The 26,923-nt window shown below is 72.8% G+C and carries 25 protein-coding genes; 11 read left to right on the top strand and 14 right to left on the bottom strand.

Features of this window, described 5'->3' with window-relative positions:
- Positions 1-3 precede the first annotated feature (3 nt).
- The 5 genes from AB0N63_RS11960 (at position 4) to AB0N63_RS11940 (ending at position 4,572) form a co-directional block, all read left to right on the top strand.
- Complete coding sequence (locus AB0N63_RS11960; protein ID WP_009190274.1) at positions 4-486, top strand: succinate dehydrogenase hydrophobic membrane anchor subunit; 483 nt, start codon at positions 4-6, stop codon at positions 484-486.
- A gap of 23 nt (positions 487-509) precedes the next feature.
- The gene (gene sdhA, locus AB0N63_RS11955; protein ID WP_365527482.1) at positions 510-2,264 is read left to right on the top strand and encodes a succinate dehydrogenase flavoprotein subunit; all 1,755 of its coding nucleotides are present in this window, start codon (positions 510-512) and stop codon (positions 2,262-2,264) included.
- Positions 2,264-3,043 (top strand): succinate dehydrogenase iron-sulfur subunit, encoded by a 780-nt coding sequence (locus AB0N63_RS11950; RefSeq protein WP_365527479.1) that lies wholly within the window; start codon positions 2,264-2,266, stop codon positions 3,041-3,043. Before sdhA ends, AB0N63_RS11950 begins: the two co-directional genes overlap by 1 nt.
- 168 nt (positions 3,044-3,211) lie before the next feature.
- Positions 3,212-3,622 (top strand): VOC family protein, encoded by a 411-nt coding sequence (locus AB0N63_RS11945; RefSeq protein ID WP_009190269.1) that lies wholly within the window; start codon positions 3,212-3,214, stop codon positions 3,620-3,622.
- A 209-nt stretch (positions 3,623-3,831) separates the two neighbouring features.
- Positions 3,832-4,572, top strand: coding sequence for a TetR family transcriptional regulator (locus AB0N63_RS11940; protein ID WP_365527476.1), 741 nt, complete (start codon positions 3,832-3,834; stop codon positions 4,570-4,572).
- On the opposite strand, the gene AB0N63_RS11935 is transcribed toward AB0N63_RS11940, so the two are convergent.
- Together AB0N63_RS11935 and AB0N63_RS11930 are read right to left on the bottom strand one after the other, a co-directional pair.
- Positions 4,559-6,115: an ABC transporter substrate-binding protein gene (locus AB0N63_RS11935; protein WP_365527474.1), complete on the bottom strand. Its 1,557-nt coding sequence runs from the start codon at positions 6,113-6,115 to the stop codon at positions 4,559-4,561. The two genes, AB0N63_RS11940 and AB0N63_RS11935, sit on opposite strands and share 14 nt — an antisense overlap.
- 280 nt (positions 6,116-6,395) lie before the next feature.
- Positions 6,396-6,635: an SCO4848 family membrane protein gene (locus tag AB0N63_RS11930; protein WP_019981627.1), complete on the bottom strand. Its 240-nt coding sequence runs from the start codon at positions 6,633-6,635 to the stop codon at positions 6,396-6,398.
- A 97-nt stretch (positions 6,636-6,732) separates the two neighbouring features.
- Here AB0N63_RS11930 and AB0N63_RS11925 point away from each other — a divergent pair, with 97 nt between their 5' ends.
- A complete protein-coding gene (locus AB0N63_RS11925) occupies positions 6,733-8,013 on the top strand; it encodes a D-alanyl-D-alanine carboxypeptidase (RefSeq protein ID WP_365527471.1) in 1,281 nt (426 codons plus the stop codon).
- On the opposite strand, the gene AB0N63_RS11920 is transcribed toward AB0N63_RS11925, so the two are convergent.
- A complete protein-coding gene (locus AB0N63_RS11920; RefSeq protein WP_365527469.1) occupies positions 7,961-8,884 on the bottom strand; it encodes a YihY/virulence factor BrkB family protein in 924 nt (307 codons plus the stop codon). The two genes, AB0N63_RS11925 and AB0N63_RS11920, sit on opposite strands and share 53 nt — an antisense overlap.
- 85 nt (positions 8,885-8,969) lie before the next feature.
- Here AB0N63_RS11920 and AB0N63_RS11915 point away from each other — a divergent pair, with 85 nt between their 5' ends.
- Positions 8,970-9,728, top strand: coding sequence for an SDR family NAD(P)-dependent oxidoreductase (locus AB0N63_RS11915; RefSeq protein ID WP_365527466.1), 759 nt, complete (start codon positions 8,970-8,972; stop codon positions 9,726-9,728).
- 121 nt (positions 9,729-9,849) lie between these two features.
- Here the strand turns inward: AB0N63_RS11915 and AB0N63_RS11910 are convergent, their stop codons facing one another.
- The 6 genes from AB0N63_RS11910 to AB0N63_RS11885 form a co-directional block, all read right to left on the bottom strand.
- A complete protein-coding gene (locus tag AB0N63_RS11910; protein WP_365527463.1) occupies positions 9,850-10,431 on the bottom strand; it encodes a 2'-5' RNA ligase family protein in 582 nt (193 codons plus the stop codon).
- Between the two features lie 314 nt (positions 10,432-10,745).
- Complete coding sequence (trpS, locus tag AB0N63_RS11905; RefSeq protein WP_365527461.1) at positions 10,746-11,759, bottom strand: tryptophan--tRNA ligase; 1,014 nt, start codon at positions 11,757-11,759, stop codon at positions 10,746-10,748.
- Positions 11,760-12,043: 284 nt separating this feature from the next.
- Positions 12,044-13,489, bottom strand: a complete 1,446-nt coding sequence (locus AB0N63_RS11900) for a glycine hydroxymethyltransferase (RefSeq protein ID WP_365527458.1) — start codon at positions 13,487-13,489, stop codon at positions 12,044-12,046.
- 200 nt (positions 13,490-13,689) lie between these two features.
- Positions 13,690-13,887, bottom strand: coding sequence for a hypothetical protein (locus AB0N63_RS11895; RefSeq protein WP_365527456.1), 198 nt, complete (start codon positions 13,885-13,887; stop codon positions 13,690-13,692).
- A gap of 226 nt (positions 13,888-14,113) precedes the next feature.
- On the bottom strand, positions 14,114-15,298 hold the full coding sequence (locus AB0N63_RS11890) for a glutathionylspermidine synthase family protein (RefSeq protein ID WP_365527453.1): 1,185 nt from the start codon (positions 15,296-15,298) through the stop codon (positions 14,114-14,116).
- A gap of 8 nt (positions 15,299-15,306) precedes the next feature.
- Complete coding sequence (locus tag AB0N63_RS11885; protein ID WP_365527451.1) at positions 15,307-15,669, bottom strand: hypothetical protein; 363 nt, start codon at positions 15,667-15,669, stop codon at positions 15,307-15,309.
- A 187-nt stretch (positions 15,670-15,856) separates the two neighbouring features.
- Between AB0N63_RS11885 and AB0N63_RS11880 the strand changes: the two genes are divergently transcribed.
- Positions 15,857-16,729, top strand: a complete 873-nt coding sequence (locus AB0N63_RS11880) for a hypothetical protein (RefSeq protein WP_365527619.1) — start codon at positions 15,857-15,859, stop codon at positions 16,727-16,729.
- A gap of 169 nt (positions 16,730-16,898) precedes the next feature.
- Here the strand turns inward: AB0N63_RS11880 and AB0N63_RS11875 are convergent, their stop codons facing one another.
- Positions 16,899-18,305: a PLP-dependent aminotransferase family protein gene (locus AB0N63_RS11875; RefSeq protein ID WP_365527448.1), complete on the bottom strand. Its 1,407-nt coding sequence runs from the start codon at positions 18,303-18,305 to the stop codon at positions 16,899-16,901.
- Between the two features lie 143 nt (positions 18,306-18,448).
- Between AB0N63_RS11875 and AB0N63_RS11870 the strand changes: the two genes are divergently transcribed.
- Positions 18,449-18,898: a carboxymuconolactone decarboxylase family protein gene (locus AB0N63_RS11870; RefSeq protein WP_365527617.1), complete on the top strand. Its 450-nt coding sequence runs from the start codon at positions 18,449-18,451 to the stop codon at positions 18,896-18,898.
- The gene (locus tag AB0N63_RS11865; RefSeq protein ID WP_365527445.1) at positions 18,895-19,338 is read left to right on the top strand and encodes a carboxymuconolactone decarboxylase family protein; all 444 of its coding nucleotides are present in this window, start codon (positions 18,895-18,897) and stop codon (positions 19,336-19,338) included. The genes AB0N63_RS11870 and AB0N63_RS11865 overlap by 4 nt, the downstream gene beginning before the upstream one ends.
- Before the next feature lie 144 nt (positions 19,339-19,482).
- Here AB0N63_RS11865 and AB0N63_RS11860 read toward each other — a convergent pair whose 3' ends face one another.
- Entirely contained in the window at positions 19,483-20,445 is a 963-nt protein-coding gene (locus tag AB0N63_RS11860; protein WP_365527442.1) for a LysR family transcriptional regulator, read from the bottom strand.
- A 93-nt stretch (positions 20,446-20,538) separates the two neighbouring features.
- Here AB0N63_RS11860 and AB0N63_RS11855 point away from each other — a divergent pair, with 93 nt between their 5' ends.
- On the top strand, positions 20,539-22,140 hold the full coding sequence (locus AB0N63_RS11855; protein ID WP_365527439.1) for an MFS transporter: 1,602 nt from the start codon (positions 20,539-20,541) through the stop codon (positions 22,138-22,140).
- 168 nt (positions 22,141-22,308) lie between these two features.
- Here the strand turns inward: AB0N63_RS11855 and AB0N63_RS11850 are convergent, their stop codons facing one another.
- From AB0N63_RS11850 to AB0N63_RS11840, 3 genes are all read right to left on the bottom strand, one after another.
- Positions 22,309-23,298: a malate dehydrogenase gene (locus tag AB0N63_RS11850; RefSeq protein WP_365527436.1), complete on the bottom strand. Its 990-nt coding sequence runs from the start codon at positions 23,296-23,298 to the stop codon at positions 22,309-22,311.
- A gap of 451 nt (positions 23,299-23,749) precedes the next feature.
- Positions 23,750-25,741: a DUF2690 domain-containing protein gene (locus tag AB0N63_RS11845; protein WP_365527434.1), complete on the bottom strand. Its 1,992-nt coding sequence runs from the start codon at positions 25,739-25,741 to the stop codon at positions 23,750-23,752.
- A 545-nt stretch (positions 25,742-26,286) separates the two neighbouring features.
- Complete coding sequence (locus AB0N63_RS11840; RefSeq protein WP_365527614.1) at positions 26,287-26,730, bottom strand: DUF3017 domain-containing protein; 444 nt, start codon at positions 26,728-26,730, stop codon at positions 26,287-26,289.
- Positions 26,731-26,923 lie beyond the last annotated feature (193 nt).

Raw genomic sequence — 26,923 nt, 5'->3', positions numbered from 1 at the left:
CGCATGTCCACCACTGAATCCCCCGCTTCCGGCATCGGCCCGGTCGAGGGCGCCTCCGTCTACACCGTGGACAACCCGGCGCCGTTCATCGAGGCCCCCCGCAAGCGCACCAAGAAGACCCCGAAGTCGACCCGGGGCAACTTCGAGATGTACGGCTGGCTGTTCATGCGGCTGTCCGGCGTCGTACTGGTCGTCCTCGTCATCGGCCACCTGCTGATCCAGCTCGTGCTGGACGGCGGTGTCTCCAAGGTCGGCTTCGCCTTCGTCGCCGGCCGCTGGGCCTCCCCCTGGTGGCAGGTCTGGGACCTGCTGATGCTGTGGCTGGCCATGCTGCACGGCTGCAACGGCCTGCGTACCGTCATCAACGACTACGCGGAACGCGCGAACACGCGGCTGTGGCTGAAGGGCCTGCTCTACACCGCCACGGTGTGGACCATCCTGCTGGGCACGCTGGTGATCTTCACCTTCGACCCGAACATCCGATAGGCACGGGGCTGAGGCATCCACTGATGAAGATCCACAAGTACGACACCGTCATCGTCGGCGCCGGCGGCGCCGGTATGCGCGCCGCCATCGAGTCGACCAAGCGCAGCCGCACCGCCGTGCTGACCAAGCTCTACCCCACCCGCTCCCACACGGGCGCCGCGCAGGGCGGCATGGCCGCCGCGCTGGCCAACGTGGAGGAGGACAACTGGGAGTGGCACACCTTCGACACGGTCAAGGGCGGTGACTACCTGGTCGACCAGGACGCCGCCGAGATCCTGGCGAAGGAGGCCATCGACTCCGTCCTCGACCTGGAGAAGATGGGCCTGCCGTTCAACCGCACCCCGAACGGCACCATCGACCAGCGCCGCTTCGGCGGTCACTCGCGCAACCACGGCGAGGCCCCGGTCCGCCGCTCCTGCTACGCGGCCGACCGCACCGGCCACATGATCCTCCAGACGCTGTACCAGAACTGCGTCAAGGAGGGCGTGGAGTTCTTCAACGAGTTCTACGTCCTGGACCAGTTGATCACCGAGATCGACGGCGTCAAGAAGTCCGCCGGCGTGGTGGCCTACGAGCTGGCGACCGGCGAGATCCACGTCTTCCAGGCGAAGTCCGTGATCTACGCCTCCGGTGGCTGCGGCAAGTTCTTCAAGGTGACCTCCAACGCGCACACCCTGACCGGTGACGGCCAGGCCGCCGTGTACCGGCGCGGGCTGCCGCTGGAGGACATGGAGTTCTTCCAGTTCCACCCGACCGGCATCTGGCGCATGGGCATCCTGCTCACCGAGGGCGCCCGCGGCGAAGGCGGCATCCTGCGCAACAAGGACGGCGAGCGCTTCATGGAGAAGTACGCTCCCGTCATGAAGGACCTGGCGTCCCGTGACGTCGTGTCCCGCTCGATCTACACGGAGATCCGCGAGGGCCGCGGCTGCGGTCCCGAGGGCGACCACGTGTACCTCGACCTGACGCACCTGCCGCCGGAGCAGCTGGACGCCAAGCTGCCCGACATCACCGAGTTCGCGCGGACCTACCTCGGCATCGAGCCCTACACGGACCCGATCCCGATCCAGCCCACCGCGCACTACGCCATGGGCGGCATCCCGACCAACGTCGAGGGTGAGGTCCTGGCGGACAACACCACCGTCGTCCCGGGTCTGTACGCGGCCGGCGAGGTCGCCTGCGTGTCGGTGCACGGCGCCAACCGCCTGGGCACCAACTCGCTGCTGGACATCAACGTCTTCGGCAAGCGGGCCGGCATCGCCGCCGCCGAGTACGCGCAGCGCGCCGACTTCGTCGAGCTGCCCGAGGACCCGGCCTCCCTGGTCGTCGAGCAGATCGAGCGGCTGCGGTCCTCCACGGGCACCGAGCGGGTGGCGGAGCTGCGCCGCGAGCTGCAGGAGACCATGGACGCCAACGTCATGGTGTTCCGCACCGAGCAGACGATCAAGACGGCGGTCGAGAAGATCGCCGAGCTGCGCGAGCGCTACAAGAACGTGGCGATCCAGGACAAGGGCAAGCGGTTCAACACCGACCTCCTGGAGGCCATCGAGCTGGGCAACCTGCTGGACCTGGCCGAGGTCATGGCGGTCTCCGCCCTGGCCCGCAAGGAGTCCCGCGGCGGTCACTACCGCGAGGACTACCCGAACCGCGACGACGTCAACTTCATGCGCCACACCATGGCGTACCGCGAGGTCGGCGCCGACGGGTCCGAATCCATCCGTCTCGACTACAAGCCGGTCGTCCAGACCCGCTACCAGCCGATGGAGCGTAAGTACTGATGGCAACCCCTGTTCTGGACAAGGCGGACGCGGCCGGGCAGCCCGAGCCGGGATTCGCCGACTCCCCCTACATCACCGTCACCTTCCGCATCCGCCGGTTCAACCCGGAGGTCTCGGCGGACGCGGTCTGGGAAGACTTCCAGCTGGAGATCGACCCCAGGGAGCGCGTCCTCGACGGTCTGCACAAGATCAAGTGGGACCTGGACGGCACGCTGACCTTCCGCCGCTCCTGCGCGCACGGCATCTGCGGCTCGGACGCCATGCGGATCAACGGCAAGAACCGCCTCGCCTGCAAGACGCTGATCAAGGACATCAACCCCGAGAAGCCGATCACGGTCGAGCCCATCAAGGGCCTGACGGTCCTGAAGGACCTGGTCGTCGACATGGAGCCGTTCTTCCAGGCGTACCGGGACGTGATGCCCTTCCTGATCACGAAGGACACCAACGAGCCCACCCGTGAGCGGCTCCAGTCCGCCGAGGACCGCGAGCGGTTCGACGACACGACGAAGTGCATCCTGTGCGCGGCCTGCACCTCGTCCTGCCCGGTGTTCTGGAACGACGGCCAGTACTTCGGTCCGGCCGCCATCGTCAACGCCCACCGCTTCATCTTCGACAGCCGTGACGAGGCCGGTGAGCAGCGGCTGGAGATCCTGAACGACAAGGACGGCGTCTGGCGCTGCCGCACCACCTTCAACTGCACCGACGCCTGCCCGCGCGGCATCGAGGTGACGAAGGCGATCGCGGAGGTGAAGCGGGCGCTGATCACGCGCCGCTTCTGACGCCGGCGACACTTCCGGTACGTCCTCGAAGGGCCCCGCTCCTGCCGGAGCGGGGCCCTTCGGGCGTCCCCGGGGGCGCAGGACGGGTGCGCCGGGCGGGTGACGCCGGGGGCGGTCGTGCGGGGTGTGTGCCGGGCCGGGGGCCCGGGCCGTACCTAATCTGATCGCATGTCAGATGACGAGTCGTACGAGCTGCTCGGGTTCGACAACGTGCTGCTGCCCGTCGGGGATCTCGACGAGGCCGTCCGCTTCTACGGGCGGGCCGGGTTCGAGGTGGCGTTCCGGCTGGACGAGGCCCGGATCGCGCTGCTGAAGGTCGGCGGCGAGACGCCGGGCATCCTGCTGCGGACGGAGGAGGCGCTCGGCCACCGCACGCCGCCGTGGCCGTCGCCGAGGATCTGGCTGGAGGTGCCGGACGCGCGGGCGGCGGCGCGGGAGCTGACCCGGGCCGGCATCGCGCTGCTGGACGAGCCGTCGGCGGTGGCCACCGGCTGGACGGTGGAGATCGCCGACCCGTGGGGCAACGTCCTCGGCTTCACCGACTACACCAAGCGCCCGGAGCTGGGCCGCCGGCCGTGACCGCGCAAAGGAACTGACCAGGGTCTTCCGTTTGGATCAGGCCGGATCAGTGCCGTGAGTCGCGAGGCGGAGGAGGGCGTCACGGCGGAGCCATGACGCCCGACGACACAACGCGGCGTGAGGGTCCCTCCTGCGCGACGAGCTTGGGGGAACGGTGCCGGCCCCCGCGAGCCCGGCGTGATCCGAACGAGAGGCCCTAGGCTCTCCCCGTGCCCGAGAAGAACATCAGCAAGTCCGAGCAGACGCGTGCCCTGATCCTGGAGACGGCCATGCGGCTGTTCCAGGAGCGCGGTTACGACAAGACGACCATGCGGGCCATCGCCAAGGAGGCCGGGGTCTCGGTCGGCAACGCGTACTACTACTTCGAGGGCAAGGAACATCTGATCCAGGGGTTCTACGACCGGATCGCCGCCGAGCACCAGGCGGCGGTGCGCGAGGTCCTGGACCGGGAGACCGATCTGGAGGCGCGGCTCGCCGGGGTGCTGAAGACCTGGCTGGACATCGCCACGCCGTACCACGAGTTCGCCGTGCAGTTCTTCAAGAACGCCGCCGACCCCGACAGCCCTCTCAGCCCCTTCTCCCCCGAGTCCGAGCACGCCCGCGAGGAGGCCGTCAGCGTCCACCGGGAGGTGCTGCACGGGGCGCGGACCAAGGTGGCGCCGGAACTGCGCGAGGTGCTGCCGGAGTTGATGTGGCTGGCCCAGATGGGACTCGTCCTGTACTGGGTGTTCGACCGCACCGAGGGCCGTGAGCGCAGCTACCGGCTGGCCGAGCGCGGCGCCCGCCTCACCGCGCGGGGCGTCTCGCTGGCCCGTTTCCGGGTGCTCAGGCCGCTCGTCCTGGAGGTCCACGAGTTGTTCACGGACTTCCTGCCGGGGATGACGAAGGCGCTGCCGGACCCGGCGGCCAAGCGGCGGCCGCCGGGCGGGACGTCGGTCAGATCCAGGTGAGCTTCCACAGCCGGAAGACGCCCGTGCCGTCCGACAGGTACTGGCCGCCGCCCACGTCCTCGGTGGTGACGACGTACTCCTTCTGCTGCCACAACGGGATCAGCGGCACGTTGTCGGCGACGTCCGCCTGGAGGCTGCGGAAGTCGGCGGCGACCCGGCTGCGGTCGGCGTAGCGGCGGCTGTCGGTGATGAGGCTGTCGACGTCCTTGTCGCTGTAGCCGGTGTTCATGCTGGAGCCGGTGCCGACGAGGGGGGCGCCGAAGGTGTCCGGGTCGGGGTAGTCGGCGACCCAGCCGACCGCCCAGGCGTCCAGCTTGCCGCCCGTGTACCGCTTCTGGAAGTCGGTCCACTCGTAGCCCTTGACGTCGACCTTGAACAGGCCGCTCGCCTCCAGCTGCTTCTTGATCAGCGCGGCTTCCTCGGCGCCCGCGCCGCGGCCGGCGCCGTAGCCGTAGGTGAAGTGCACCGGGACGGACACGCCGGCCTGCTGGAGCAGGTCGCGGGCCTTCTTGGCGTTCTGCGCGGGGTAGGCGTCGAAGAACGAGGTGGTGTGGCCGGTGAGTCCGGCCGGGATCAGCGAGTACAGCGGGTCGACGGTCCCGTCGTACACGTCGGAGGCCAGTTCCTCGCGGTTGAGCAGCCAGGCGATGGCGCGGCGGACGCGCACGTCGTGCAGCGGCGAGGAGTCGCGGGTGTTGAGGTAGAGGTTGCGGGTCTCGGAGCTGTCGCTCTCCGAGACGCGCTGGTCGGGGTCGCTGGGGTTGAGCCCGGCGAGGACCTTGGGCGTCAGGGTGCGGGTGGCGACGTCGACGGTCTTGTCCTGCCAGGCTCTGTCGAGCGCGGCGCCGTCGTTCACGTAACGCAGTTCGACGGGCTTTCCGGTGTCGCCCACCGCGCCGTCGTAGGAGCCGTTGGGCTTCAGGGTGGCGGACTTGCCCTTGGTGTACCGGGTGAGCCGGTAGGGGCCGGTGCCGTCCACGTCGGTGCCGGAGCGCAGCGCGTCCCCGGGGTAGCGGGTGTGGTCGACGATGGAGCCGGCGCCGGTGGCCACCTTGAACGGGAAGGTGGCGTCCGGCGTGGTCAGGTGGAACGTCACGGTCATGCCGTCGGCGTCCACCGAGCCGAGGGTCTCGAAGAGGGACGCCGGGCCGACGTCGGAGTTGATCTTCTTGACCCGGTCGAAGGAGAACTTCACGTCCTCGGCGGTCATCGTCCGCCCGCTCGGGAACTTCAGGCCCTCGCGCAACTGGCAGCGGTAGGTGCGCAGTCCGGTGTCCGTGAAGGTGCAGCTCTTGGCCGCGTCCGGGACGGGCGTGGTGCCGCTGGACTCGAAGGTCAGCAGCGACTGGAAGACGTTGCTGTACAGGGCCCAGGAACCGGCGTCGTAGGCGCCGGCCGGGTCGAGCGAGGTGACCGCGTCCGTGGTGCCGACGGTGATCGCCTTGTCGTTCTCGCCGTCGGAGGGGAGCAGTCGCCAGGCGCCCACACCCACGATCACCAGTACGAGCAGCGCCAACAGAATCCGTATGCGAACCGACCGCATCGGTGATGTCCTCCCCGGGCCCGTCCCGGGCCGTCCGTGCACATGCCACACACGCGAGTGGCGCGGCCACCTAATCACACGTGTTTCGCCCGGGGGAAGAGGATTCTGGAGAGGATGAGAAGACGTTATGAAGAAGCGTAACCAGTTCGTTTCACAGGAAGTCCCCAGGAACCCCTGAAGGCTTGACGAAATGCGGGGGACATCGCTTTTGTCAGCCTTCTCGCTCCTCGGCTTCTGCGCGCTTCCGCTCGCGCCCGGAGGGGAGTCGGCGCTCCGGTGGCTATGACGTCCGGCGCAGTGCGCGCAGTCCGCGCAACCCGAGGACTCCGATGACCGTCCCCCATACGAAGGAGACGACGGCCAGCGCGAGATGCACCCAGAAGTACGCCGTGGGGTGCCCGTCGTCGAACGCGAGCCCGCTGCCGTCCTTGACGAGATTCTTGACGAAAGTGATCCAGATGATCCAGCTCCACACCCCGAAGGCGAGCAGGAACCAGGAGACCGGGCGGCTGAGCTTCATGCCTTCAGTATCGCTGCCGGGGGCCCGGGGCCGGACCGGGGGTGGAACCGGGGACTCGGGCGCGGCCCCCGCGGGCGCGGCAGGTACGTTTCCGAGCGTGCCCGCACCCCACAAGACCGCCAGGCGCGTCCTGCTGGTCGCCTCCGCCGCCCTGCTGTCCGTGTCGCTGACCGGACCCGCCGCCCTCGCCGCGCCGAGCCCGAAGACGAGCAAGCCGGCCGCTCCCCCGGCCCGCATGTCCACCGTGGGCGGCGCCCGCCTCGGCCAGGCCGGCACCCAGGTGAACCTGGCGGCCGGGGTGCCGGTGCTGCCCAAGGACCTCACCGCGCGCTCCTGGATCGTCGCCGACGCCGAGTCCGGGCAGGTGCTCGCCGCGCACAACGCGCACTGGCGGCTGCCCCCGGCCAGCACACTGAAGATGCTGTTCGCCGACACCGTCCTGCCCAAGTTCCCCGCCACCCAGCAGCACAAGGTGGTGCCGAGCGACCTGGCCGGGATGGGCGAGGGCTCCAGCCTGGTCGGCATAAAGGAGAACGAGAGCTACTCCGTGCGCGATCTGTGGCTCGGCGTCTTCCTGCGCTCGGGGAACGACGCCGTGCACGTGCTGTCCGCGATGAACGGCGGCGTCGCCCGGACCGTGGCGGACATGAACGCGCACGCCCAGGACCTTCAGGCCCTCGACACCCAGGTGGTCAGCCCCGACGGCTACGACGCGCCGAACCAGGTCTCCTCCGCCTACGACCTGACCCTGTTCGCCCGCTCCGGGCTCCAGAAGAAGGACTTCCGCGAGTACTGCTCGACCGTGCGGGCCGAGTTCCCCGGTGAGACGAAGAAGGACAAGAAGGGGAAGTCCACCCGCACGTCCTTCGAGATCCAGAACACCGACCGGCTGCTCAGCGGCGACTACGACATCTCCGTGTACCCGGGCATCGCGGGCGTGAAGAACGGCAACACCACCAATGCCGGCGCCACCTTCACGGGCGTCGCCGAACGCGGCGGCCGGGTGCTGCTCGTGACCGTGATGAACCCGGAGAAGAAGGACCACAACGAGGTCTACCGGGAGACCGCCAAGCTCTTCGACTGGGGCTTCACGGCGGCCGGCAAGGTGCAGCCGGTGGGCGAACTGGTGCCGCCCAGGGGCGCCGGACCGGCCGGCGCCACGCCGGGCACGGGCGCCGCGGCCGGTCAGGCGGGCGGCGGCCAGGACGGTTCGCCGGCCCGGCCGGTGGCGAGCGCCACCACGGACGACGGCTCCCGCGGCATGGGCATCGCCCTCGGCATCGCCGGCGGGGCGGTCGTGCTGCTCGCGGCCGCCGCCTTCCTGGTCAACCGGCGCTGGCCGCTGCCGGACCTGGTGCGCCGCCGCTCCCGTCCCTGAGCGCCCCCGCCCCGCCCGGGTCCGCCTTGCTGCCGGTCGCCGTCCAGGCCGCGCAGTACAGCACCAGCTTGCAGGTGAAGTTGATCCACAGCAGCAGGGCGACCGGGACGCCGAACGCGCCGTACATGTTCTTCGCCGCCACACCCTGGATGTAGCCGCTCAGCAGGAGCTTGAGGAGTTCGAAGCCGACCGCGCCGAGCAGTGCGGCGACCAGCAGCCGGCGGCGGGGCGGCTCGACGCCGGGCAGCAGCGTCAGCGCGTACAACAGCACCAGGAAGTCGGCCAGGACGGCGACGACGAACGCGGCGACGCGCAACACCACGCTGCCCCAGCCGTGTTCGTCCAGGCCGAGCTGGCGCGACGCCCAGCCCACGGCGGCCGAGGCGACGGCGGAGGCGGCGAAGGTGACCAGCACCGCGCCGCCGAGGCCAATGAGGATGCCCGCGTCCTTCAGCCGGGCCAGGATCAGGTTCTCGTCCGGGTCGGCCAGCTCCCACACCGCGCGCAGGCAGTCGCGCACCTGGCCCACCCAGTTGACGCCGGTCAGCAGCAACACGGCGCCGGCGATGATCCCGACCGTGCCGGCGTTCTGCGCCAGGGAGGCGATGTCGAGTTCGTTGCCGAGGCCCGGGAACTGCTGGGCGATCTTGCCCTCCAAGGTGCGCTGCTGGGCCCCGCTGAGGGTCGCCGCGCCGACCGCGGCGGCCACCGTCAGCAGCGGGAAGAGCGCGACGAAGCTGACGAACGTCATGGCGGCGGCCAGCCGCGTCCACTTCACCCGGTCCAGGCGCTCGTACGAGCGCCATGCGTGCGTGAGCATCAGCCGCGCCAGCCAGGGGCCGACGACCGGGAGCCTCTTCAGCCAGTCCATGAACCGACCGTTCCCCCTCAACGCACGCGTCAACACCGCGTTTCTGCGACAAAGCGCGCATAACCGGACGATACAGTCGGCTGCCGTGAAGAACGCCTCCGGTCTCGCCCGTCTCCCCCGGTCCCTGCTCGTCCTCGGCGGCACGTCCGGGATCGCGCTGGCCACCGCCCGCCGGCTCATCGCACGCCGCACCCGCACCATCTGGCTGGCCGGCCGCCCCTCGCCCGAACTGGCGGCGGCCGCCACGCACTTGCGCAGCCTCGGCGCAGAGGTGCGCACCGTCGACTTCGACGCGCTGGACACCGGCGGCCACGAGACCGCGCTCGGCAAGGTGTTCGCCGAGGGCGGCATCGACATGGTCCTGCTGGCCTTCGGCATCCACGGCGACCAGGCCTACGACGAACGCGACCCGCCGGCCGCGGTGCGCGTCGCGCAGACCAACTACACGGGGGCGGTCTCCGCGGGGCTCATCGCCGGGCGGCTGCTGCAACAGCAGGGCCACGGCTCGCTGGTCGTGCTGTCGGCCGCCGCCGCCGAGCGGGCCCGCCGCTCCGACTTCCTCTACGGCTCCAGCAAGGCCGGCCTGGACGTCTTCGCACAGGGCCTCGGCGACGCCCTGTACGGCACCGGCGTGCACGTCATGGTCGTCCGCCCCGACATCGTGCGCCCGGGCTCCGCCCGGCGGACGCCGCTGTCGGCCTGCACTCCGGAGGAGGTCGCCACGGCCGTGGAACTGGGGCTGCGGCGGCGCTCGGAGAACGTATGGGTGCCGGGGGCGCTGCGCGTGGTGACGGCGGCGCTGCGGCACCTGCCGCGGGCGTTGTACCGGCGGCTGCCGCTGTAGCACCGGCAGCCGCTGTACGGGCGGCCGCCGGTGTCCGGGGGGCCGCCACCGCGAGGGCGCGCGGGCGGTGGCCGCTTCCCTCCGCGGGGGCGCCCCCGGCGGGCGGAAAGGCTGCGGGGGCTCAGCGGGCCGGTAGCGTGCCGTGGTCGGCGGGGGACACCTGGGGCGGGACCGTGCCGTGGCCGCCGAAGGCGAACTCGCGCAGCTTGTGCCACACCCCGGCCGCGTCCTGCCGGTGGAGGGCGAAGCCGGTGCAGGGCCACTCGGCCCGGTAGCCGGCCAGCTCCTTCTGGGCGCGGTCCATCGCCGCCTCGTCGATGCCGTGCGCCACCGTGACATGCGGGTGGTAGGGGAACTGGAGTTCGCGCGCCAACGGCCCGGAGGCAGCCCGGACCCTCTGCTGGAGCCGGGTGCACTCCTCGGCGCCCGCGACGACCCGGACGTACACCACCGGCGACAGCGGCCGGAAGGTGTCGGTGCCCGACAGCCGCATCGTGAAGGGGCGTCCGGCGGTGGCCACCTCGGTCAGATGGGCCTCGACGGCAGGCAGCTCGGCGGCCTCCACCTCGGTCGGCGGCAGCAGCGTGACATGCGTGGGAATGCTGTGAGCCGCGGCGTCACCGAAGCCCGCGCGCCGCTCCTGGAGCAGGCTGCCGTGAGGCTCCGGGACCGCGATCGACACGCCGATCGTTACGGTCCCCACGTCGTCTCCTGTCGTCGTACCGATGGTCTGTCGTCGTACCGGGCGCCGTCTCCCGCCGCGCACCCGGCCGTTTCACCCCGACCGTTCGGGTCCCGGCCGTTTCGTCGCGGCCGTCCGGCTTTCGACTGTACGACCACGGGCGGGCCGGCGGCAGGCGCGACGACAGTGATGTGCAGCGCTCCGCGCGGGCCGCCGGGCGAGCGGTGGTGCGCCCGGGCGTCCGGCGGTCCGGCGCCGGTGTGGCGGCGCCGGGCGGGCCGGGGCCCGGTGGATCGGTGCCGGCGGCCGTGCGCCGGCGGATCAGGCTTGGCCGATCAGTGCTTGGCGGGCAGGAAGCCCACCTTCGCGTACGCCTGGGCGAGGGTCTCCGCGGCGACCGAACGCGCCTTCTCCGCACCCTTGGCCAGGATCGAGTCCAGCGTCTCCGGGTCGTCCAGGTACTGCTGGGTCTGCTCCCTGAACGGCGTCACGAACTCGACCATGATCTCGGCGAGGTCCGTCTTGAGCGCACCGTAGCCCTTGCCGACGTACTTCTCCTCCAGTTCGCCGATACCCGTGCCCGTGAGGGTGGAGTAGATGGTGAGGAGGTTGCTGACGCCGGCCTTGGTCTCCGGGTCGTAGCGGATCACGGTGTCCGTGTCGGTGACCGCGCTTCTGACCTTCTTCGCGGTGGCCTTGGGGTCGTCCAGCAGGTTGATGAGGCCCTTCGGCGTGGACGCCGACTTGCTCATCTTGGCGGTCGGCTCCTGGAGGTCGTAGATCTTCGCCGTCTCCTTGAGGATGTACGCCTTCGGGACGGTGAAGGTGTCGCCGTAGCGGCCGTTGAAGCGCTCGGCCAGGTCGCGGGTCAGCTCGATGTGCTGGCGCTGGTCCTCGCCCACCGGCACCTCGTGCGCCTGGTAGAGCAGGATGTCGGCGACTTGGAGGATCGGGTACGTGAACAGGCCGACGGACGTGCGGTCGGCGCCCTGCTTGGCGGACTTGTCCTTGAACTGGGTCATCCGGCCGGCCTCGCCGAAGCCGGTGAGGCAGTTCATCACCCAGGCGAGCTGGGCGTGCTCCGGCACATGGCTCTGGACGAACAGCGTGCAGCGGTCCGGGTCGAGTCCGGCGGCCAGCAGCTGGGCGGCGGCCACCCGGGTGTTGGCGCGCAGCTCGGCCGGGTCCTGCGTGACCGTGATCGCGTGCAGGTCGGCGAGCATGTAGAACGCGTCGTGGCTCTCCTGGAGGGACACCCACTGGCGTACGGCGCCGAGGTAGTTGCCGAGGTGGAACGAGCCTGCGGTGGGCTGGATTCCGGAGAGCACGCGAGGTCGATCAGTGGCCATGCTCACCATTCTCTCATTGACCGCCGCCCCCGCCGGGCCGGGTTTCCGCCCGCGAAGGGGGCTCGTACGGAACGGGGCCGCCCGTCGGCGGTGCGGCCGGGCGATGCGGTCGGGCGATGCGACCGCACGCGCCGCGCGGTCCGGACCGTGCGGCCGGACGCACCGCGCGGCGGCCCGCCGGGAAGGCGGACCGCCGCGCGCGGAGGCCGGGGGGCTCGGCCCCGGGCCCGCTCTCCGGGGCTTCGGGGACTCGGCCCCGGTCGATCGCCGAGGAGGCCGGGGGCTCAGCCGAGGTCGATCTCCGGGTAGAGCGGGAACGCGGCGACCAGGTCCGTGGCCCGCTGGGAGATCTCGTCCGCGATCTTCGGGTCGAGGACGTGCTGCGCCTTGGACGGCGCGCCCTTGCTGGTGGTGCCGGGCTCGGTGGTGGTCAGGACGCGGTCGATGAGGCCGGCCACCTCGTCCATCTCGGCGGTGCCGAGGCCGCGCGTGGTCAGGGCCGGGGTGCCGACGCGGATGCCGGAGGTGTACCAGGCGCCGTTCGGGTCGGCCGGGATGGCGTTGCGGTTGGTGACGATGCCGGAGTCCAGCAGCGCGGCCTCGGCCTGGCGGCCGGTGAGGCCGTAGGAGGAGGCCACGTCGATCAGGTTGAGGTGGTTGTCCGTGCCGCCCGTGACCAGGGTGGCGCCACGGCGCATCAGTCCCTCGGCGAGCGCGCGGGAGTTGTCCACGATCCGCTGGGCGTAGTCCTGGAAGGCGGGCTGCCGGGCCTCGGCCAGGGCGACGGCCTTGGCGGCCATGACGTGCGGCAGCGGGCCGCCGAGCACCATCGGGCAGCCCCGGTCGACCTGGTCCTTGAGCGAGTCGTCGCACAGCACCATGCCGCCGCGCGGGCCGCGCAGCGACTTGTGGGTGGTGGTGGTGACGATCTGCGCGTGCGGCACCGGGTCGAAGTCGCCGGTGAGGACCTTGCCGGCGACCAGGCCCGCGAAGTGCGCCATGTCGACCATCAGCGTGGCGCCGACCTCGTCGGCGATCTCGCGCATGATCCGGAAGTTCACCAGCCGGGGGTACGCCGAGTAGCCCGCCACGAGGATCAGCGGCTTGAACTCACGCGCCTGGGCGCGCAGCGCGTCGTAGTCGATCAGGCCGGTGGCCGGGTCGGTGCCGTAGGAGCGCTGGTCGAACATCTTTCCTGAGATGTTCGGGCGGAAGCCGTGGGTGAGGTGGCCGCCGGCGTCCAGGGACATGCCGAGCATGCGCTGGTTGCCGAACGCCTGGCGCAGCTCGGCCCAGTCGGCCTCGGAGAGGTCGTTGATCTGGCGGACGCCGGTCTTCTGCAGGAACGGCGCCTCGACGCGGTCGGCGAGGACGGCCCAGAAGGCGACGAGGTTGGCGTCGATGCCGGAGTGCGGCTGGACGTAGGCGTGGCGGGCGCCGAACAGCTCCTTGGCGTGCTCGGCGGCCAGCGACTCGACGGTGTCGACGTTGCGGCAGCCGGCGTAGAAGCGGCGGCCGACGGTGCCCTCGGCGTACTTGTCGCTGAACCAGTTGCCCATCGCGAGGAGGGTGGCCGGGGAGGCGTAGTTCTCCGAGGCGATCAGCTTGAGCATCTCGCGCTGGTCGGCGACCTCCTGGCCGATGGCGTCGGCGACGCCCGGTTCGACGGCGCGGATCACGTCGAGTGCGGCGCGGAAGGCGGTGGACTCGGTGGAGAGGGGCGCAGACATCTCTAGGACCTCCGGACGTGGCGTTCGGCGTTCACGGTACGGCCCAGGCGCACGGCACAGTTCACTCGCCGGGCCGCTCCCCGATGGTCCGTCCCATCCTCGGACCCCTGGTCGGGGTCCAGCGCGCCAGTCACGGCCCGCCGCCAGCCTACCGGGCGCCGCGCGCCGCCCGGTGCGGCCGTCCACCATGCGAGCGCTGCTCAGGCGCCGTCGTCCCCGGTCAGGCGCCACCGGCCGACCTCCCGGGAGGCGGAGTCGTACACCGCCGAGCCGTCGCCGGGCTCCAGGGCGTAGTGGTGCAGGTTGCCGCCCCAGTAGCGCAGGATCCGGCCCAGCTCGGCCGCCTTCTCCTCGGCGGGCCGCGTGTCGTCCACGGCGATCTCCAGCAGGAACCTCACGTCCCTCGTCTCCCCTCGTCTCCCCTCGGGCGGGGTCGGGTCCGGCGACCTCCGCCGGCTACGGCTTCCATTGTTTCATTGAGCCGCCCTTTGAGACTTTCCGGTACTTTCCGCCAGGCCTGGACAGGTGTGGGCGCGTAGTGGCTAGCGGAAGCCTCAAAGGCTGGGGAGGGGCGGTCTCCCGGCGGGAGACCGCCCCTCGCAGGATCTGAGAGGACCGCTGGACTCAGAGGATGACGTGCGGGAGGAAGCGCGCGTACTCGTCGGTGATCAGACCGGACGACTCGCGGATGCCGAGCCCGGCGGACTCGTCCCCGACGACCCAGGCGCCGAGGACGACGTGGTTGCCGTCGAAGGACGGCAGCGGGGCGAGGGCCTGGTAGCAGCAGGGCTCGTCGCGCACGGCCGGGTCGGCACCCGGCTCGTGCACGGTCACTCCCGCTCCCTCCCGGCCGAGCAGCGGCTTGGCGACGTAGCCGGGGCCGGCCGCCAGGTCGCGCGGGCCGTCCAGGTAGGCGGGGAGCAGGTTGGGGTGGCCCGGGTACAGCTCCCACAGGATCGCCAGCAGCGCCTTGTTGCTGAGCAGCATCTTCCAGGCGGGCTCGATCCACAGGGTGGAGCCGGTGCCGCCGCCGTTGTCGAGGGTGTCCAGGACGTGGTCGGCGAAACGGTCGGTGGTCAGCCACTCCCAGGGGTAGAGCTTGAAGATCGCCCGGATGAAACGCAGGCCGTTGTCGACGAACCGGCCGGACAGCGGGTCCCAGCCGATCTCCTCCATGGAGATCCAGTCGGTGGCGAGCCCGGCCTGCTCGGCGGTCTCCTTGAGGTAGGCGACCGTCATCAGGTCCTCGCCGAGTTCGTCGTCGGCGGAGTGCGCGAAGTGCAGCGGGCTGCCCGGCGGGAGCAGGTGGGCCTGCTTCCGCCAGGCGGCGACGAGGCGTTCGTGCAGGGAGTTCCACTGGTCGGCGCCGGGGAAGCGATCCTCCATCCAGAACCACTGCGGCGAGGCCGCCTCCACCAGCGAGGTGGGGGTGTCGGCGTTGTACTCCAGCATCCTGGCCGGGCCCGTGCCGTCGTAGCGCAGGTCGAACCTTCCGTAGACGGAGGGGAGTTCTGCGCGGCGGTGCCAGGACTCGGCGACCGCCCCGGCGACCTGCGGGTCGGTGATGCCGAGGTCGGCGAAGCGGCCGGCGGTGACGATGTGGTCGGCCGCCGCCAGGCACATGCGGTGCAGTTCCCCGACGGTCTCCTCCAGCGCCTCGACCTCGGGCAGCGAGAAGACGTAGTACGCGCTCTCGTCCCAGTAGGGGCGCAGGGAGTCGTCGGGGTACCGGGTGAGGGGGTAGATGAGCCCCTGGGCCTCGACCGTCTGCTGCCAGCCGGGCCGGGGCGCGATCGTACGGCGCTCCATCGCGGGCGTCAGCCGCCGGACTTGCCGTGGCCGCCGCCGAAGCCGCCCCGGTCCACGCCGCCGTGGCCGCCCCCGGACCCGCCCGAACTGCTCGAACCCTTGCGGGGCTTGGTGAGGGAGCCGCCGCTGACCCAGCCGCTCTTCTTCTTGCCGCCGTAGTACCAGACGCCGTTGACGGAGGTCTTGCCGGTGCCGGTGGACTTGCAGTACTTGTCCGAGACGACCTTGTAGCCCTTGGCCATGGTGTAGCTGCTGCGGTCGACGCACCGCTTGTCCGGGTCGGAGGAGCAGGCGCTGAGCGCCGTCGCGAGCAGGCCCATGCCGCCGAGCACCACCGTCGCCGACCGAAGTTGTCGCCGTGCGTCCGCCATGTCCGTCTCTCCCCGTTGCAGTCGATGGTGTGCCGTTCGCCGGTCACGGGTGGGTGGCCGGTTTCCGACCGCCAGCCTAAGGACTCCGGCATGCGCATGCCCAGGGGGTACCGGTTCAGGCCCGATCCGGGCCGCGGGGCGGGAGCGGGGTGAGCGCAGCGCTTAGAGTCGCCGGGTGCTCTTGGGAATGGTGTGCGCGCTCGGCGCGGCGGTGTGTTTCGGTACGGCGACGGTCCTCCAGGCGGTCGCCGCCCGGGCCGCGGCCGGCGCCGAGGGGGGTTCGGGCGGGGACGCGGCGCTGCTGCTGCGGGCCCTGCGGCAGTGGCGGTACCTGGCGGGCCTGGCCCTGGACGGGCTCGGCTTCCTGCTCCAGATCGTGGCGCTGCGCTCGCTGCCGATCTACGCGGTCGGCGCCGCCCTGGCGTCCAGCCTCGCGGTGACGGCGGTGGCCGCCGCACGGCTGCTGCGGGTGCGGCTGAGCGGCACGGAGTGGGCGGCGGTGGGCGTGGTCTGCGCCGGTCTGGCCATGCTGGGGCTGGCCTCGGGCGCCGAGGGGCACGAGGACGGCTCGGCGGCGCTGCGGTGGGCGATGCTGGCCGCCGCGCTGGCCGTGCTGGCGCTCGGCGCGGTCGCCGGGCGCCTCCCGGAGCGGGGCCGGGCGCTGCTGCTGGGGCTGGGCGCCGGGTTCGGTTTCGGCGTGGTCGAGGTGACGGTACGGCTGGTGGACTCGGTCAGCCCGGTGAAGCTGTTCGCCAATCCGGCGGCGTACGCGCTGGTGCTGGGCGGCGGCGCGGCGTTCCTGCTGCTGACCTCGGCCCTGCAGCGCGGCTCGGTGACGACGGCGACCGCGGGCATGGTCCTCGGCGAGACGCTCGGCCCGGCGGCGGCCGGCGTGGTCTGGCTCGGCGACCGCACCCGCGACGGCCTGGCCTGGCTGGCGGTGCTCGGTTTCGCGGTGGCGGTCGCCGGTGCGCTGGCCTTGGCCCGGTTCGGTGAGGCCCCGGCGGAGGGGACTCCGGCGGGAAGGACGCCGGAGACACCGGTGGGGGGCTCGCGGTGAGGGGACGCGGCGAACCGGGGTGAGGGGGCGCGGCTTGCGGTGAGGAGCACGCGACGGGGCGGCGGGCGGCCGGGTGCCGGCGCGTGGACGGGTGCGGCGTGGCGAGGGGCGTGCGGCGGGGCGGTGCGTCGCGCTGGGGTGCGGTGACGCGGTGTACGGCCGGGGACGGTCACGGCAGGACCCGGCACAGGGCGTCCAGGGCCGCCGGCCAGCCGTGGTCCGGTGGGGTGCCGTAGCCGACGACCAGGGCGTCGTCCGGGGCGCCCGCACCGGCCAGTTCGTGGCGGAAGCGGGCGAGGCCGTAGAGCGCGAGGCCCTGCCAGGCCGCCGCCCGGACCACCGTCGGCTCGGTGCCGGACGGCAGCGGCAGGACGGCGTGCAGACCGGCCGCGATCCCGGTGGCGCGGATGTGGGGGGCATGGGCGGCGAGCGCCGCGACGAGGGCGTCCCGGCGCCTCCGGTAACGCAGCCGGGCCGCGCGCACATGCCGGTCGTAGGCGCCGGAGGTCAGGAACTCAGCGAGTGTCAGCTGGTCCAGCACCCCGCAGGTCTCGGTGGCGCCCTTGGCCTCGGCGGCCTCCCGGGCGAGGGACGGCGGCAGCGCCATCCACGCGAGCCGCAGCCCGGGCGCCAGGGACTTGCTCGCCGTGCCGAGGTAGACGACCTGGTCGGGCGCGAGGCCCTGGAGCGCGCCGACCGGCTGGCGGTCGTAGCGGAACTCGCCGTCGTAGTCGTCCTCCAGGACCAGGCCGCCGGTGCGCCGGGCCCAGTCGATGACGGTGGCGCGCCGGTCCGGTCCGAGCGGCACCCCGAGGGGGAACTGGTGCGACGGCGTGAGCAGGACCGCCCCCGCGTCCCCGAGGCCGGCGGTGACGGTGCCCTGTGTGTCGAAGGGCAGCGGCCGGGTGCGCAGTCCGGCCCGGGCCAGCAGGTTCCAGTGCACGTCCAGACCGTAGGAGTCGACGGCCACGGTGGAGGCCCCGCGGCGGCGCAGCACCTCGGCGAGGATGCGCAGTCCGTGCGCGAACCCCGCGCAGATGAGCACGTGGTCCGGGTCGGTGCGCACGCCGCGGGCGCGGGCGAGGTAGCCGGCGAGGGCGGCGCGCAGTTCCGGCAGGCCGCGCGGGTCGCCGTAGCCGAGGGCCTGGTTCGGGGCCGTGGTCACGGCCCGGCGGGCGGCGCGGAGCCAGGCGGCGCGCGGGAAGGAGCCCAGGTCGGGGGTGCCGGGGCGCAGGTCGTGGCGGGGGCGCGGCTGCGTGCGGGCCGGGTGCGCCGGGCCGGCGGGCGGGGCCTGGGTGAACGGCGCGGCGGGCACCGTCGTGGCGACCCGTGTGCCCGAGCCCTGGCGGGCGGTGAGCCAGCCCTCGGCGACCAGATCGGCGTAGGCGTCGGCGACCGTGTTGCGGGCGACGCCCAGGTCGAGGGCGAGGGCACGGGAGGACGGCAGCCGGGTGCCGGGAGCCAGCCGGCCGGTGCGCACGGCCTCGCGCAGCGCGTCGGTCAGTCCGCGCCGCACGCCCGGTCCGGTCGGTTCCAGGTGCAGGTCGACGCCCAGAGTGGCCCACGTTTCCACCATGGAAATGGACCATACTCCTGGGATGCTTCGTGCCTAGGGTCGAGTGCGTGACCACGACGAACAAGACACCGAACACGGCACCGGACACCACGGCGAACACGACGGCGAGGACGGCCGGGTACGCGCCCGAGCGGGCGCCGCGGCTGGAGTGGGCCAGGCACGCCCCCGAGGTCTACAAGGCGATGATCCGGCTGGACACCGCCGCCAAGCAGGGCCTGGACGAGCGGCTGTACGAACTGGTCAAGATCCGCGCCTCGCAGCTCAACCACTGCGCGTTCTGCCTCGACATGCACACCAAGGACGCCCTCGCGGCCGGTGAGAGCGTGGAGCGGATCGTGCAGCTCAGCGCCTGGGAGGAGTCGCGGCACTTCTACACGGAGAAGGAACTGGCCGCGATCGAGCTGACCGAGGCGATCACCGTCCTGACCGACGGCTTCGTCCCCGACGAGGTCTACGACCGGGCCGCCGGCCTGTTCGAGGAAGCCGAGCTGGCCCAGCTGATCGCCGCGATCACGGTGATCAACGCCTGGAACCGGTTCGGCGTGACCACCCGGATGACGCCGGGCCACTACCGGCCGGGGCGGCACGCGTGAGCCGTTCGCAGCTGCTGGACCAGAAGGTCTTCCAGGCGATGCGGGCGGTCGGCGCGGCCGCCAAGAAGGGGCTCGGCGACCCGGTCCTCGCCGAGCTGGTCATGATCCGGGCCTCGCAGGTCAACCACTGCGCCTTCTGCCTGGACATGCATCTGCGGCTCGCCCGTGAGCACGGCGAGTCGGAGGACCGCATCGAGCTGCTGAACGCCTGGGAGGAGGCCGAAGGCCGCTACACCGAGCGGGAGCGGGCCGCGCTCGCCCTGACCGAGGCGGTCACCGTGCTCACCGACGGCTTCGTCCCGGACGAGGTGTACGGGACGGCCGCCAAGCTGTTCGACGAGGCGGAACTGGCCCATCTCATCGCGCTGATCACCGCCATCAACAGCTGGAACCGGCTGATGGTCAGCCGCCGGGTGCCGCCGGGGGGCCGGCAGGCGTGAGGGGCTGAGCCCCCGGGCGGGCGGCACGTCCCGGGGCCGGGTGCCCCGGCGGCCCCGGCCCGGGGCGGTCGGCGCGCAGGGGCCGGTCGCGGGGCAGGACCCGGTGGTCCGGTGGCCCCGTTGCGCGGCGGGTGGCACGGGGGTTCATCCGCTTCGGGAACGGGACCACTGGGCCAGCGTCTCCCGGAAGCACTGCCGCAGCCAGGCGTGCGCCGGATCGGCGTCGTGGCGCGGATGCCAGGCCAGCCCCATCCCGAGCACGGGCAGGTCCAGCGGCACATCGAAGGTGACCAGCCCCAGCGCGGCGGCCAGCGGCAGCCCCCACGCCGTGATCAGCCCCACCAGATCGCTGTCGCGCAGGACGAACAGCGCGGCCGGGAAGGTCCCGACGGCGCCCACCACCCGCCGGGTCAGGCCGAGTCCGGCGAGGGCCGTGTCGACGGGGCCGTGCAGCCGGCCGCGCCGCGAGACGGACAGATGCTCGGCCGCGGCGTACCGCTCGGGCGTCATCTCACCGGTGAGCAGCGGGTGTCCGGCCCGTACGACGCCGACCATCCGGTCCTCGTACAGGTGCTCGGTGCGCACCTCGGGCGAGGTCGAGTCGATCACCCCGACCTCCAGGTCGGCGGTGCCCTGCCGCAGGAACGGCGCGTCCACATGGCTCTCGCCGAGGAACCGGATACGGATGCCGGGCGCCTCCCGGGCCGCCCGCGCGAACAGGGCCGCACCGCAGGAGGCGGGGACGGCGTCGTGGCACAGCACCGAGAACGTGCGGGTCACGGTGCGCAGATCGGCGTCACGGCCCGGTGTGAACAGGGCGCGGGCGCGCTCCACCACCGCGCTCACCTCGGCGCGCACGGCCAGCGCGTGCGGGGTCGGCACCATGCGCCGGCCCGCGCGCACCAGCACCGGATCGCCCAGCGCCTTGCGGATGCGGCCGAGGGTGCGGCTCATGGCCGGTTCGGACAGGTGCAGCCGCCGGGCGGCTCCCTGCACGCTCTGCTCCTCCAGGAGGACGTCGAGGGCGAGCAGCAGATTGAGGTCGATCCCGGTGGGGGCCGCGGCGGGTCCGCGCCCGCCCGGGTCCATGGATTGCGTCACGCGCATCTTTCCCTTGCCGAGATTGCACTGGAGTGCAGGTCACCTCCGAGCCTACGGTGGCAGGGCATCCCCCACCACACCGGTCTCCCTGGAGGAGCCATGCCTTCGCCCGCCCGCAACTCCGGCCTGCCCGCGGACTCCCGTGTCCGCGCCTCCCCCGCCGGGGCCCCCGACGGCCCGGCCGCCGCCGCCCGCGCACCCGGCGACGAACCCGGCGGGGGCGCCGCCGGAAGCGCGGCGGGGAGCGCGAGCGGGAGCGCGGCCCGGGGCGCCGGCGCCCCGGTGAGTGCACTGAGGCGCGCCACGCTGCTCACCCTGTGCGCCTGCGTCCTGGTCGCCCAGAGCATGGTCGCCGCCATCAACCTGCTGATCCCGCAGCTCACTTCGTCGTCACTGCACCTGACGCACAGCGCCGTCCTGTGGACGGTCGACGCCTACGTCATCGCCTTCGCCGGGCTGCTCATCCCGGCCGGGGCGCTCGGTGACCGGCACGGCCGCAAGGGCGCTCTGCTCGCCGGACTCGCCCTGTTCGCCGCGGGCGCCGCCACCAGCGCGCTCGCCACCGGACCCGCGCTGCTCATCGCGGGCCGGGGCCTGTCCGGAGCGGGCGCCGCACTGATCACCCCGGCCACGGTGTCGATCCTGGTGCACCTCACCACCCCCCAGCACCGCGCCCGCGCGCTGGCCTCCTGGACCCTGGCCATCGGCCTCGGCGGGCTGGCGGGCAACCTCGGCGGCGGGCTGGTCGGCCAGTACCTGTCCTGGCGCGCCCTGTTCGCGGTGATGGTGCCGCTGGCCGCCGCACTCGCCGCGGCCGTCGCCCTCGCCGTGCCCCGCACCGCGCGGGCGGCCCTCGGCAACCCCGACCCGCTGGGCACCGTGCTCCTCACCGCGGGCCTGGTCGCCGCGCTGTCCGGCATCATCGAGGGACCCGCGTACGGCTGGGGCTCGCCCCGGATCGTCGCCGCGTTCGCGGTCGGCGCGCTGCTCGTCGCCCTCTTCGCCCGGCACGCCCTGCGCTCGCCCGCCCCGCTGTTCGACCCCCGGGTCTTCGCCCGGCCCCGGCTGCGCGCCGCCACCCTCGGCACGGCCACCGGCTTCTTCGGCCTGTTCGCCCTCTTCTACGTCAACTCGCAGTATCCGCAAGGGATCAAGGGCTACGGCGCCGCCCTCACCGGAGTGGCGATCGTGCCGCTCACCGTCGGCATGGCGCTGGTGCCCAGGCTGGCCGCCCGCTGGTCGGACCGGCCGCGCCCGGTGATCGGCGGCGGGCTAGCGCTGATCGGCCTCGGGCTGCTCGGCGCGTCCACCGCCGACGCGGGCACGCCGTACGCGCTGTACGCCTGCTGGCTGCTGGTGATCTCCGCGGGCACCGGACTCAGCATGCCCGCGCTCACCGTCGGCGTGGTCACCTCGCTCCCGCCGCACCAGGCGGGGCTCGGCTCGGGCCTCGGCACCTCCGCCCGCGAAGTCGGCGCGGCCCTGGGCGTCGCCGTCACCGGCACGGTCCTGTCCGCCCACCAGGGCGCCCACGCCCTGGCCGACGGCATGGCGCCCGCCCTGCGCGTCGTCGCCCTGCTGGTCCTGGCGGCGACGGCGGCGGTGGTCACCGGCTACGGCCGGGACGGCGGACGAGAGCGGCGTCCGGGACGCAGTGCGGGGCCGGGCGCACGGCGGCGTGCCGGACGGGGCGCGGCCTGAGCCGCTCCCGCCCGGGCGCGGCGCGCGAACGGCCACGGGCCCCGTCCCGGAGGATTCCGGAACGGGGCCCGTGTCGGCTCGTGACGAACACGGGCCGTCGCGTGCGACCGTGACTGCGGATCAGTCCCGGGCGAGGGCTCAGAGCTCAGGCAAGAGCCCGGGCGCGGTTCAGATGAGGCCGAGGGAGCGGACCGCCTCGCGCTCCTCCTCCAGCTCCTTGACGGAGGCGTCGATGCGGGTGCGGGAGAACTCGTTGATCTCCAGGCCCTGCACGATCTCGTACGTGCCGTCCTTGACGGTGACCGGGAAGGAGGAGATGAGGCCCTCCGGGACGCCGTAGGAGCCGTCCGACGGGATGCCCATGGAGACCCAGTCGCCCTCGGCGGTGCCGTTGACCCAGGTGTACACGTGGTCGATGGCCGCGTTGGCGGCGGAGGCGGCCGACGAGGCGCCGCGGGCCTCGATGATGGCCGCGCCGCGCTTGGCGACGGTCGGGATGAAGTCCTCGGCCAGCCACTTCTCGTCGTTGACGACCTCGGCGGCGTTCTTGCCGGCGACCGTGGCGTGGAAGATGTCCGGGTACTGGGTGGCGGAGTGGTTGCCCCAGATGGTCAGCCGCTTGATGTCGGCGACCGTGGTGCCCGTCTTCTTCGCGAGCTGGGTCAGCGCGCGGTTGTGGTCCAGCCGGGTCATCGCGGTGAAGCGCTCGGCCGGTACGTCCGGGGCGGCGGCCTGGGCGATCAGCGCGTTGGTGTTCGCCGGGTTGCCGACGACCAGCACCTTGACGTCGTCCGCCGCGTGGTCGTTGATGGCCTTGCCCTGCGGCTTGAAGATGCCGCCGTTGGCCTCCAGGAGGTCACCGCGCTCCATGCCCTTCGTCCGCGGCCGGGCGCCGACGAGGAGGGCGACGTTCGTGCCGTCGAAGGCGACGTTCGGGTCGTCGGTGATGTCGATGCCCTGAAGGAGCGGGAACGCGCAGTCGTCCAGCTCCATGGCCGTGCCCTCGGCGGCCTTGAGCGCCGGGGTGATCTCCAGCAGGCGCAGCTTGACCGGCACGTCCGCGCCGAGCAGCTGGCCGGAGGCGATGCGGAAGAGCAGGGCGTAACCGATCTGGCCGGCCGCGCCGGTGACGGTGACGTTCACGGGAGTGCGGGTCATGGCGTTCTCCGTATGACAGCTGGCGGTGGGGCGTCCCTGCCCCGGGGAGCTGGACCGCTCGTCCGGTTCGTGACCGTGTGCCGCCGCGATGATCGATCAAAGGTACGGATGATCGATCTCTTGGCGTCAAGAGAGATCCACCGGTCAGGCTATCGCGCATCCGGGATCACGCACCGCCCGGACCCTGTGGCCCGTCCCACAGAGTGACCGGACGACGGCGGTCGGCGGCGGTCGCCGGCACGAGGTGGCGGCCGCCCGTCCAGGAGAGGTGGGACGAGGGCGGCCGCCGTACGGGGGTTACCGAAGCAACCTGACTTCCCGTGGGGGGTGCCTGTTCGTCTGCCCCGTTCCGCGCGCCTCATGCGCGGCTCACGCCGTTTCTCTTCCCGCTGCCCCGGAACTCGCTCGCTACACCCCGTGACGGGATCGCCTCATCGGGTGTATTCCTGCCTCACTGAGTGCATTCCTGCCGGCCCGACGCCGCCAGGGTCACGCACGCCGTCGCCTGCGTCGTGTCCGTCACGGCCACCATCGGCGTGTACGCGATCGTGTCCCCGGCGGTCTCGACCGTGTCGCTCTCCTCGCGCGCACCGGCCTTGAACCGGACCCGGTCACCCTGCGCGGCCTGCGTGATACGGCCCCAGGCCGCGCCGCAGGTCTTGCTGTAGCGGACCTCGACGAGGGTCGTGCCGACGGTGATGCTCCGGGTCGTGGTCACCTGCGCACGACTGCACCCCGTGGTCTCTGCGTCCTTGCCGGTGCAGCCCGCGCCGACGCACTTCACCCCGGGCGGCGGACTCACGGACTTGCTGGCCGACGGGGACGGCGTCCCGCCCGCGCGCCCGGACTTCCCGCCGCCGATGCCGCCGGTGACGTAGAAGACGACGCCCATCACCAGCAGCGCGGTGACCAACCCGGCGAGGAACATCGTCACCTGCCGCCGCAGCGGGGTGCTGCCGCGCGGAGCCTTCATCGGCTCGCTGCGCGGGGCCGGGGGGAAGGGGGCGTCGGCGCCCGGGGCGCCTGGGACTCCGGGGATCCCCGGGGCTCCGGGGACGCCCGCGCCGAGAGGGCCGACGGCGCCCGGGCCGTGCGGGCCCCCGGCGCCCGGGCCGTACAGGCCCGCGGGTGCGGCGCCCGCGCCCGGGCCGTACGGCTGCGCGGTGCCGGTCGCATACGGGGCGGCCTGGGCGCCCGCCGCGTACGGGGCCGCGGTACCGCCGCCCGGGGTGCCGGGCGTACCGGCGGGAGCCACGGCACCGGGAGCACCGGGGCCCTGGGGGGCGCGCTTGCCGCCCATGGGAGCCGGGCCCCGATATCCGGCCACCCGCCAGGAGTTGCCGCCGGAGGACGACGCGGCGTCGGAGCCGGACGCCTTGGCCCCCTTGCCGGAGGCGGACGCCGAACCGGGGCGGGACGCCTTGTTGGTGCCGGGGGTCGCGGCGGAGTCCGGAGCGGTGCGGGAAGCCGGCGCCGCTGGCGTACCGGTGGCGGGGGTGGAGCCGGGACCGGAGGGGGAGGCCGAGGCGGTGTCGGACGGGGTGGCCGGCCTGACGTCGGTGCCCGAAGCCGGCGTGGCAGGCGACGCGGCACCGCGGCCGGCGGAACCAGGACGGGAGGCCGGCGTGGCGTCGGAGGGCGGCGTGGTGCCGGGGCCCGGTGGAGCGTCAGGAAGCGTCGTGGTACCGGGGGTCGGCGCGATGCCGTGAGCCGGTGCGGCGTCGGCGAGGGTGTCGGTGGGCGAGGCCGCGTCCGTACGGGCCCCGGAACCGCCCGCGCTCCCGGCCCCGCTCCGGGCGCCCGCCTTCACGTCGTACCCGGGGTCGTCCTCGGGGTCGGTCCGGACGGCCCACGAGGCCCGCGCACGCGGCCGGGCGTCCTTCGGCTCGTCCCGCACCGCCCGTTCCCGCCCGGCGGCCCCTGCACGCGCGTCCGCGTCGTCGGCCGTCGGCTGCAACGGCACCGTGGGGGAGACCCCCGCGGGGCCCGCGATCCCGGGCACCAGCCGACCGGTCACCGCACCGCCTGGGGCGGCCACGTCACCGTCACGCGTCTTGCCGTCCCCGGTGTCCGGGCCTCCCGGCGTGCCGTCCTGGCGGGCCCCGTCCGCCCCCGCCGCCCCGAACTCACCGAGCGCGGCGCGGGCCCGGGATATCCGGATGGCCTCCATCGTGCGGTCGTGGCGCAGTTCCGCGCGGCTCCAGGCGCGTTCGGCCAGTTCCCACATGGTGGTGAGGTGGACGGGGTTGGCACCGGTGACCTCGGCGAGGGCGACGACCGCGCCCTTGGGCGCGAGGAGCCGCCCGCCCAGGTACCGCTCCCAGGAGGTCTTGCTGTAGCCCGTACGGTCGGCGAGCGCGGCGACGTTCAGTCCGCTGCGGTCCACGAGCCGCCGCAATTGGCTCGCGAACTCCTTGACCTGCGGATCGAGTTCATCGGGCAAGGCCTTCCAACGAGGCATTGCTGCATCCCCCTCTTCCCCGATTACGTGCCGGCTCTTCCCCGCGCGCGCCCTTTCCGACGGGAACACGCACCGATGCGCTGATTGTCCACGCTAATCCGTGTGGTCGAAGACCGGCCGCCGGACGGCTCCGCCGCGGGACCCCATTTTGTCAACACATCGACAGGAGTGGCCCCCTCCGCACGGTGCGGGGCCGGGCGGGGGCGCTCCTGTGGCGAAGCGCGGACACCGTAGCGGAACCGTCACTTCCGTGCCACAGCGCACGGACAGCCGTTGAACAGCGCGTTCCGGGTGCAGGAAGGTTGGTCCCGGCGGCGGCCCGTCCTTGCTCGGGGGAGAGGACGGGCCGCCGTCGCGGCGCGGACCAGGTCTTTCGTTCGGATCAGGCCGATGAGGGAGCGGAGCCGGGCGCCGCGCATCGCAAGCCGGAGGGTCGTCCGCGTACTGGATGTACGCGGACGGTCCCGACGACGCGGAGAGGCGCCGTAACAGGCGTCGCGGGCCGGACGGGACTCCCGAAACACGCCCTAGCTGTTGCGGACGGTGAAGTGCAACGCGTCGTCCAGGAACGGTATCTCCAGCCACGGCTTCGGCTGGGCCATCAGCGCCAGCAACACGATGGCGACGCCGAGGACGCCGTAGGTGACGATGTCCGTGAACCGGGAGCGGACGGCGAGCATGCCGACCCGCGGCAGCAGCCAGCGCAGCGCGGCGCCGCCCAGCAGCGCGGCGCCGATCAGCAGCAGCCCGACCCGGAACGCGTCCAGGGCGGTCACCAGCAGGCCGAGCCCGACCGTGATCAGCACGGCCAGCAGCGGCCACTGCCGGGCGGGTGCCGGGGCGTCGCCGGGCGCGGCCCGGCCACCGCCCTCGGGACGGGCCGTGTCCCTGGTGAACAGCGGGAAACGGCGCGTGACCCGGCGCGGCCGCCCTTCGGCGTCCGGCGCGCTGACCGGATCCAGCACTTCGATCTCCGGCTCCTCGGAGGTCTGCTCCGCCGGGGGCTCGGGGGTCGCCTTCCTCTCCGGGGGTGCGGGGGTGGTCTTTTCGTCCGGCCGCGCGGAGGACGACTTCCGCTCCGGCTGGCCGGAGACGTCCGACGAGGAGCCGGAGGCCGGCTTCCTCCCGGGCTCGCCGGATGCCGCCACCGGTCCTCCGGCGGTC

It is taken from the genome of Streptomyces sp. NPDC093260 (assembly GCF_040683715.1).
Classification (GTDB): domain Bacteria; phylum Actinomycetota; class Actinomycetes; order Streptomycetales; family Streptomycetaceae; genus Streptomyces; species Streptomyces sennicomposti.
This window is presented reverse-complemented; position numbering and strand designations above follow the sequence as displayed.

Coding starts and splice junctions, on each gene's coding strand:
- AB0N63_RS11960 (WP_009190274.1), top strand. CDS start 4: ATGTCCACCACTGAATCCCCCGCTTCCGGCATCGGCCCGGTCGAGGGC.
- sdhA (WP_365527482.1), top strand. CDS start 510: ATGAAGATCCACAAGTACGACACCGTCATCGTCGGCGCCGGCGGCGCC.
- AB0N63_RS11950 (WP_365527479.1), top strand. CDS start 2,264: ATGGCAACCCCTGTTCTGGACAAGGCGGACGCGGCCGGGCAGCCCGAG.
- AB0N63_RS11945 (WP_009190269.1), top strand. CDS start 3,212: ATGTCAGATGACGAGTCGTACGAGCTGCTCGGGTTCGACAACGTGCTG.
- AB0N63_RS11935 (WP_365527474.1), bottom strand. CDS start 6,115: ATGCGGTCGGTTCGCATACGGATTCTGTTGGCGCTGCTCGTACTGGTG.
- AB0N63_RS11930 (WP_019981627.1), bottom strand. CDS start 6,635: ATGAAGCTCAGCCGCCCGGTCTCCTGGTTCCTGCTCGCCTTCGGGGTG.
- AB0N63_RS11920 (WP_365527469.1), bottom strand. CDS start 8,884: ATGGACTGGCTGAAGAGGCTCCCGGTCGTCGGCCCCTGGCTGGCGCGG.
- trpS (WP_365527461.1), bottom strand. CDS start 11,759: ATGGCCACTGATCGACCTCGCGTGCTCTCCGGAATCCAGCCCACCGCA.
- AB0N63_RS11900 (WP_365527458.1), bottom strand. CDS start 13,489: ATGTCTGCGCCCCTCTCCACCGAGTCCACCGCCTTCCGCGCCGCACTC.
- AB0N63_RS11890 (WP_365527453.1), bottom strand. CDS start 15,298: ATGGAGCGCCGTACGATCGCGCCCCGGCCCGGCTGGCAGCAGACGGTC.
- AB0N63_RS11885 (WP_365527451.1), bottom strand. CDS start 15,669: ATGGCGGACGCACGGCGACAACTTCGGTCGGCGACGGTGGTGCTCGGC.
- AB0N63_RS11880 (WP_365527619.1), top strand. CDS start 15,857: ATGGTGTGCGCGCTCGGCGCGGCGGTGTGTTTCGGTACGGCGACGGTC.
- AB0N63_RS11875 (WP_365527448.1), bottom strand. CDS start 18,305: ATGGTGGAAACGTGGGCCACTCTGGGCGTCGACCTGCACCTGGAACCG.
- AB0N63_RS11860 (WP_365527442.1), bottom strand. CDS start 20,445: ATGCGCGTGACGCAATCCATGGACCCGGGCGGGCGCGGACCCGCCGCG.
- AB0N63_RS11855 (WP_365527439.1), top strand. CDS start 20,539: ATGCCTTCGCCCGCCCGCAACTCCGGCCTGCCCGCGGACTCCCGTGTC.
- AB0N63_RS11850 (WP_365527436.1), bottom strand. CDS start 23,298: ATGACCCGCACTCCCGTGAACGTCACCGTCACCGGCGCGGCCGGCCAG.